Origin of the sequence: Arthrobacter sp. Cr_A7 (genome assembly GCF_029222765.1) — a bacterium.
Lineage (GTDB): Bacteria > Actinomycetota > Actinomycetes > Actinomycetales > Micrococcaceae > Arthrobacter.
This window is the reverse complement of record NZ_JARHXQ010000258.1, coordinates 1-6,221: the sequence shown is the minus strand read 5'-3', so window position 1 is coordinate 6,221 and position 6,221 is coordinate 1. Positions and strand designations below refer to the sequence as shown.

2 protein-coding genes and 1 tRNA gene are annotated in these 6,221 nt (G+C 65.4%); 2 read left to right on the top strand and 1 reads right to left on the bottom strand.

Annotated features, from left to right (window positions below):
- Positions 1-68: 68 nt before the first annotated feature.
- The gene (locus tag P2Q66_RS15270; RefSeq protein WP_275729452.1) at positions 69-1,052 is read right to left on the bottom strand and encodes an NAD(P)H-quinone oxidoreductase; all 984 of its coding nucleotides are present in this window, start codon (positions 1,050-1,052) and stop codon (positions 69-71) included.
- 107 nt (positions 1,053-1,159) lie between these two features.
- On the opposite strand from P2Q66_RS15270, the gene P2Q66_RS15265 reads away from it, so the two are divergent.
- Positions 1,160-1,247, top strand: a tRNA-Ser gene (locus tag P2Q66_RS15265).
- A 477-nt stretch (positions 1,248-1,724) separates the two neighbouring features.
- Positions 1,725-6,221 (top strand): ExeM/NucH family extracellular endonuclease (locus P2Q66_RS15260; RefSeq protein ID WP_275729450.1); only part of this gene is annotated, 4,497 nt, incomplete at its 3' end.

The window sequence follows — 6,221 nt, the reverse complement described above, 5'->3', positions numbered from 1 at the left end:
GTGCATACCGCGTATGCCCCGAAGCCTAGCCGAGCCCGCGCCGCAGCACAATACTGAGTATCTACCGCCTACATCAGGAGGAGGATCTTGCCGACGTGGTCCCCGCTGTCGAAGTACCGGTGCGCGGCCTGCACCTGGTCCAGCGGGAACGTCTTGGCCACCAGCGGGCGGATCCGCCCGTCCGTGACCAGCGGCCATACGGCGTCCCTGACCGCGTTCATGATGGCGCCCTTTTCCTCAACGGGCCGGGGCCGGAGCGCCGTGGCCACCACTGCGGCGCGCTTCTTCAGGAGTTGCCCCAAGTCCAGTTCCCCCTTGGTGCCGCCCTGCAGGCCGATGACCACCAGACGGCCGTAGTCTGCCAGGGCATCCACATTCTGCTGGAGGTACTTGGCTCCGACGACGTCGAGGATCACGTCCGCGCCTTTTCCGCCGTTCTGCCGGCGGAGGCTTTCCGGAAAATCCTCCTCGGCGTAGTTGATGGCAATGTCCGCGCCCAGGAAGGCTTTCGCGGTGCTGACTTTTTCATCAGTTCCTGCCGTGGTGGCCACCTTGGCGCCGAAAGCCTTGGCGAGCTGGATGGCCATGGTGCCGATTCCACCGGTTGCACCGTGGATAAGGACCGTCTCACCCGGCTGCAGCTGGGCCGTCATGATCAGGTTGGAATAAACCGTGGCGGAAACCTCCGGCAGCGAAGCGGCCGTCACCAGGTCAACGCCGTCGGGCACACGCAGCACCTGCTCTGCCGGGACCGCCACCTGCTGCGCATAGCCGCCGCCGGCCAGCAGCGCCACCACCTTGTCGCCCAGCGAGAACGCCTTGGTAACCCCCGGGCCAAAGCCCGCGATGCGGCCGGAAACCTCCAGGCCCGGTATGTCCGACGCGCCGGGAGGCGGCGGGTAAAAGCCCCGCCGCTGCTGCACATCCGCGCGGTTCAGGCCGGCGGCAACCACATCGATCAGCACCTCGCCGGGACCCGGCACCGGCGCCTCCACCTCGCGGACCTCGAGGGCTTCCGGGCCGCCCGGTTCCGATATGTAGACGGCTTTCATAGACCACTTCCGTTCCTGACTGAATACTGGCTGCAACCAGTGTGCACCGGCAGCCTTCCGGGCTCTGTTTTGTTGCAGGCAAGTGCCTATGAAACACTACTAGTTGAGGAAGGTTGTCCGAGCGGCCGAAGGAGCTAGTCTTGAAAACTAGTGTGCGGTAACCCCGTACCAAGAGTTCGAATCTCTTACCTTCCGCAAAGAAGACCCCTGTCCGCCAGCATGCTGGCCGGCAGGGGTCCTTCGTTTTAAGCCTGGCATTGTCCCTCGGGTGAGGCGCATCGATTCCGCCGGGCCGGCCGCACCTTTTCCGACCGCTTGTTGCCGCCCCGTAAATTCTTTGGACTTATCCGCGGTGCACCGCTTTTCTGGAAGCTACCGGCCGGTATTCTTTGTGATGACCGGCACATTTGGGGGAAGGCGCCGGCCACAAAACCAAAACCAGCAGCATCACCGGAACCGGGCTACGGGGGCTCCAGGCCGGTGGGCGGCACGTTCCGCTGGGGAACGTCCACCGAATGCACGCTCTATCCACCCTGCGTTCATTCAGCGCTGTTGTGATGTGCCGGAAACCACTTGACCAGGAGCAGGGTCCGGGGCCACTTGTCCGTCGGTACAACCCGGACACACTCCATCGGGTCCCCCACCGGGACACCCTTATGAAAGTAAGAGCGGATGCATCAAACACCTTGGAAACTAGCGCTGGGAACAGCCCTGTCCGCGGGGCTCATCGCAGCTCCCCTGGCAGTTGTCCCGGCGGCCGCGGAGGTCTCAGCCGCGGCAGGCAGCTCGCCCGTTGTGATCAACGAGGCCTACCTCAGCGGCGGCAGCAGCGGCGCCGCGTACAAGAACAAATTCGTGGAGCTCTACAACACCTCTGACGTTGCGGTACCCCTGGACGGCTGGTCGTTGCAGTACCGCTCAGCCACCGGCACTGCCGCACCAACCAGTGTGGCCCCGCTGTCCGGATCCATCCCCGCCAAGGGCCACTACCTGGTGCAAGGCGGAAGCAACGGGACCACCGGCGCCGACTTGCCGGCCGCCGACCTCGTGACGGGCGCCCTCAACGTCAGCGGCAGCGGAGGTACCCTCGTCCTCGCAAAGCAGCCAACCGCCGTCGGACTTTCCACCGGTTCGCAGGTGGAGCCCGCCGGTGTGGCCGACCTCCTCGGCTATGGCACGTCCAACACCTACGAGACCCTGGCAGCCGCCGCCCCCGCGGGCAACAGTGACGTCAAGAGCCTCAACAGGACCGGCGGAGCGGACACCAACAGCAACACTGCAGACTTCACACTCAGCGCCGCCATCACCCCCACTCCCTCCGGCGGAACTGCCCCCGACCCCGGTCCCACGCCCCAACCGACCCCCGATCCGGTCATCAAGGCCATCGCCGACATCCAAGGAACCGGTGCCGGAAGCCCGCTGGTGGGCGCCACTGTCACCACCACCGGCAAAGTTACTGCGGCGTTCCCCACCGGCGGGCTGAACGGCTACTACATCCAGACGGCCGGCACCGGCGGAGACCTTCCGGCCACCACCCATGCCGCATCAGACGGCATCTTCGTCTACTCCCCCGCCACGGTAGCCTCCGTCCGGATTGGTGACTACGTGCAGGTGACCGGCACGGTGGCCGAGTACTACGGGATGACGCAGCTGAATGTCACCGCCGCCGCAGGGCTGGCCAAGCTGACCGAAGCTGCCCCTGAAGTGAAGCCGACCATTTTCACGTTGCCGGCCAACGAGACGTTCCGGGAATCCCTCGAAGGAATGCTCCTGGCACCCCAGGGGCCATTGACCGTCACTGACAACTACAGCCTCAACCAGTACGGCGAGATCGGCCTGGCAGGAGGCACCACTCCCCTGGTCCAGCCCACCGCGGTGGCGCCCTACGGCACGCCGGAGCATGCCGCCGTCGTGGCCGAAAACGCCGCCCGCGGCATCAAGCTCGATGACGGCTCCAGCACCAACTTCCTGCGGGACGCAGCCACCAAGGCAACGGTTCTGCCGTATCTGACCACGGAAGACCCCGTCCGCGTGGGTTCCCCCGCGACGTTCACCACCAACGTGGTCCTGGGCTACGCCAACAACGCCTGGAAGCTCCAGCCGCTGACGCACCTGACCGGCACCAACAAGGCCACCGTCCAGCCGGCGGGCTTCAGTGCCACCCGGACGGACGCCCCGGCTGCGGTGGGCGGCAATGTGAAGATTGCTTCCTTCAACGTGCTCAACTATTTCCCCACCACGGGCGACACCTTGGCCGGATGTACGTTCTACGAGGACCGTGACGGCAACCCCATCACGGTCAGTGGCGGCTGCGACGCCCGCGGGGCAGCCAACGCCGAGAACTTCCAGCGGCAGCAGGACAAGATTGTGTCCGCCATTACCAAGGCGGGCGCAGATGTCGTCAGCCTGATGGAGATCGAAAACTCAGCACAGTTCGGCAAGAACCGCGACGACGCCCTGTCCAAGCTCGTGGACGCCCTGAACACCGCCACCCCCGGCATCTGGGACTACGTTCGCTCGCCCGCCAACGCACCCCCGCTGGCCGACGAGGACATGATCCGTACCGCCTTCATCTACAAGAAGGCCGTGGCCGAACCGGTGGGCGAATCGATCATCCACAATGACACGGTTGCCTTCGCAAGTGCCCGCAAACCGTTGGCCCAGGTGTTCAAGCCCGTGGGCGGCGGCGCCGGCACCGAATTCATCGCCATCGCCAACCACTTCAAGTCCAAGGGATCGGCTGCAACCCCGGACGACACGGACAAGGGGCAGGGCGCCTCAAACCTGGCCCGTACCGCCCAAGCCAGGTCACTGCTGGATTTCGCCACCTCCCTGCAGTCCGCCAAGGGCACGGACAAGGTGTTCCTGATCGGCGACTTCAACGCGTATGGCAAGGAAGACCCCATCAACGTCTTCACATCCGCGGGATACGTCAACCAGGACGACAAGGCGCGCAACGCCGACGGTTCTGCCAAGCATTCCTACCTTTTCGGCGGGATGGTCGGCTCCCTCGACCACATCCTGGCCTCCCCTGCCGCCAATGCCGTGGTCACGGGTGCGGACATCTGGAACATCAACTCCGTGGAGTCCGTGGCGCTGGAGTACAGCCGCTACAACAACAACGTCACCAACTACTACGCGCCGGACCAGTTCCGGGCCAGCGACCATGATCCGGTGGTGGTGGGCCTGAACCTGACTTCTGCGCCTGCCACGGTGGACCTGAATTTCCTGGGCATCAACGACTTCCACGGCCGGATCGATACCAATACGGTCCAGTTCGCAGGAACCATCGAAAAGCTCCGCGCGGCCGCAGCTCCGGGTGCCACAGCGTTCCTTTCGGCCGGTGACAACATCGGTGCCTCGCTGTTTGCCTCCGCTGTCGCCAAGGACCAGCCCACCATCGACGTGCTCAACGCCCTGGAGCTGCGGGCATCCGCCGTGGGCAACCACGAGTTCGACGGCGGCTGGGCGGACCTGCGGGACCGCGTCATCGCGGGTGGCAGCAACGCGAAGTTCCCCTATCTGGGAGCCAACGTGTACCGGAAGGGCACCACGGAGCCTGTGCTGCCGGAGTTCACGGTGCTGGAGCTGAACGGCATCAAGGTGGCGGTAATCGGCACCGTCACCCAGGAGGTCCCCACGCTGGTGACCCCCGCCGGCGTCGCCGACCTCGAGTTCGGTGACCCCGTGGACGCCATCAACCGCGCGGTCGCCAGGATCACGGCGGAAAACCTTGCCGACGTGATCATTGTGGAAAACCACGACGGCGCCGGCTCGGGAGTTGTGGAAGGTGCCACGCTGGAGGAGGAAGTCGCAGCCGGCGGCCCCTTCGCCAAACTGGTCACCGAAACATCCGCGGACGTGGACGCCATCTTCACCGGCCACACGCACAAGGAATACGCGTGGGATGCCCCTGTTCCGGGCAGTGAAGGCAAGACACGCCCCATCGTGCAGACCGGCAACTACGGCGAGAACGTGGGGCAGATCCAGCTCACCGTCGACACCGCCACCAAGCAGGTCACCGGGTACAAGGCCGGCAACGTCAAGCGCACCACCGACCCCGCTGCCGACCTCATTGCCGCCTACCCCCGGGTTGCCGCCGTGGACGCGATCGTCCAAAAGGCCCTGGCTGACGCCGCGGTCATCGGCAACCAGCCCGTAGGCACCGTCACTGCGGACATCACCACCGCTTTCACCCCGGACGCCACCGGCGCCGCCAAGCGCGACGACCGCGCCAGCGAATCCACGCTGGGCAACCTGGTGGCCGACTCCCTGCTGGATTCGCTGAAGCCGGCCGAGCTGGGTGGCGCGGAAATCGGCGTGGTCAACCCGGGCGGGCTGCGAAACGAGCTCTATTACGCACCTGACGGCACCATCACCTACGCCGAAGCCAACGCGGTGCTTCCATTCGTCAATAACCTGTGGACCACATCCTTGACGGGAGCCCAGCTCAAGACGTTGCTGGAGCAGCAATGGCAGACCAACGCGGACGGCACGGTTCCCAGCCGCGCCTACCTCCAGCTTGGCTTGTCCAAGAACGTGAACTACACCTACGACGCGGCCCGCGCGGCGGGTGACCGCATCACGTCGGTTCGTGTCAACGGAGAGCTGCTGGATCCGGCGAAGTCCTACCGGGTGGGCACGTTCAGCTTCCTGGCAACCGGCGGTGACAACTTCCGGATCTTCACGGAGGGCACCAACACCCGTGACTCAGGACTGGTGGACCGGGACGCCTGGATCGGCTACCTGCAAAAGACCAGTCCCGTTTCACCGGACTTCGCCCGGCGTTCAGTGGCGGTCACCAACACGACGCCCGCCGAGGTCAAGCCCGGTGAGGCTGTGACGCTCACGGTGTCCAAGCTGGACCTGACGTCGCTCGGCAGCCCGGTCAACACCGCGTTGTCGGCCGTGTTCACCGACTCGGCAGGTACTGTCACGCAGCTGGGCACGGTGCCCGTCACTGGGGGTACTGCCGACGTCAGCCTCGCGGTTCCCGCAGGAGCGGCCGCCGGCCTGGCCACGCTGGTGCTTACGGCAGCCGAATCCGGCACGGCAGTTACCGTGGACGTGCAGGTGGCTGCAGACGGCAGCGTCCCGCCAGTCTGCACGCCGCCCGAAAAGCCCACGAGGTGGTACGACGTCCTGGGCTGGATCCGCTACGGAATCGCC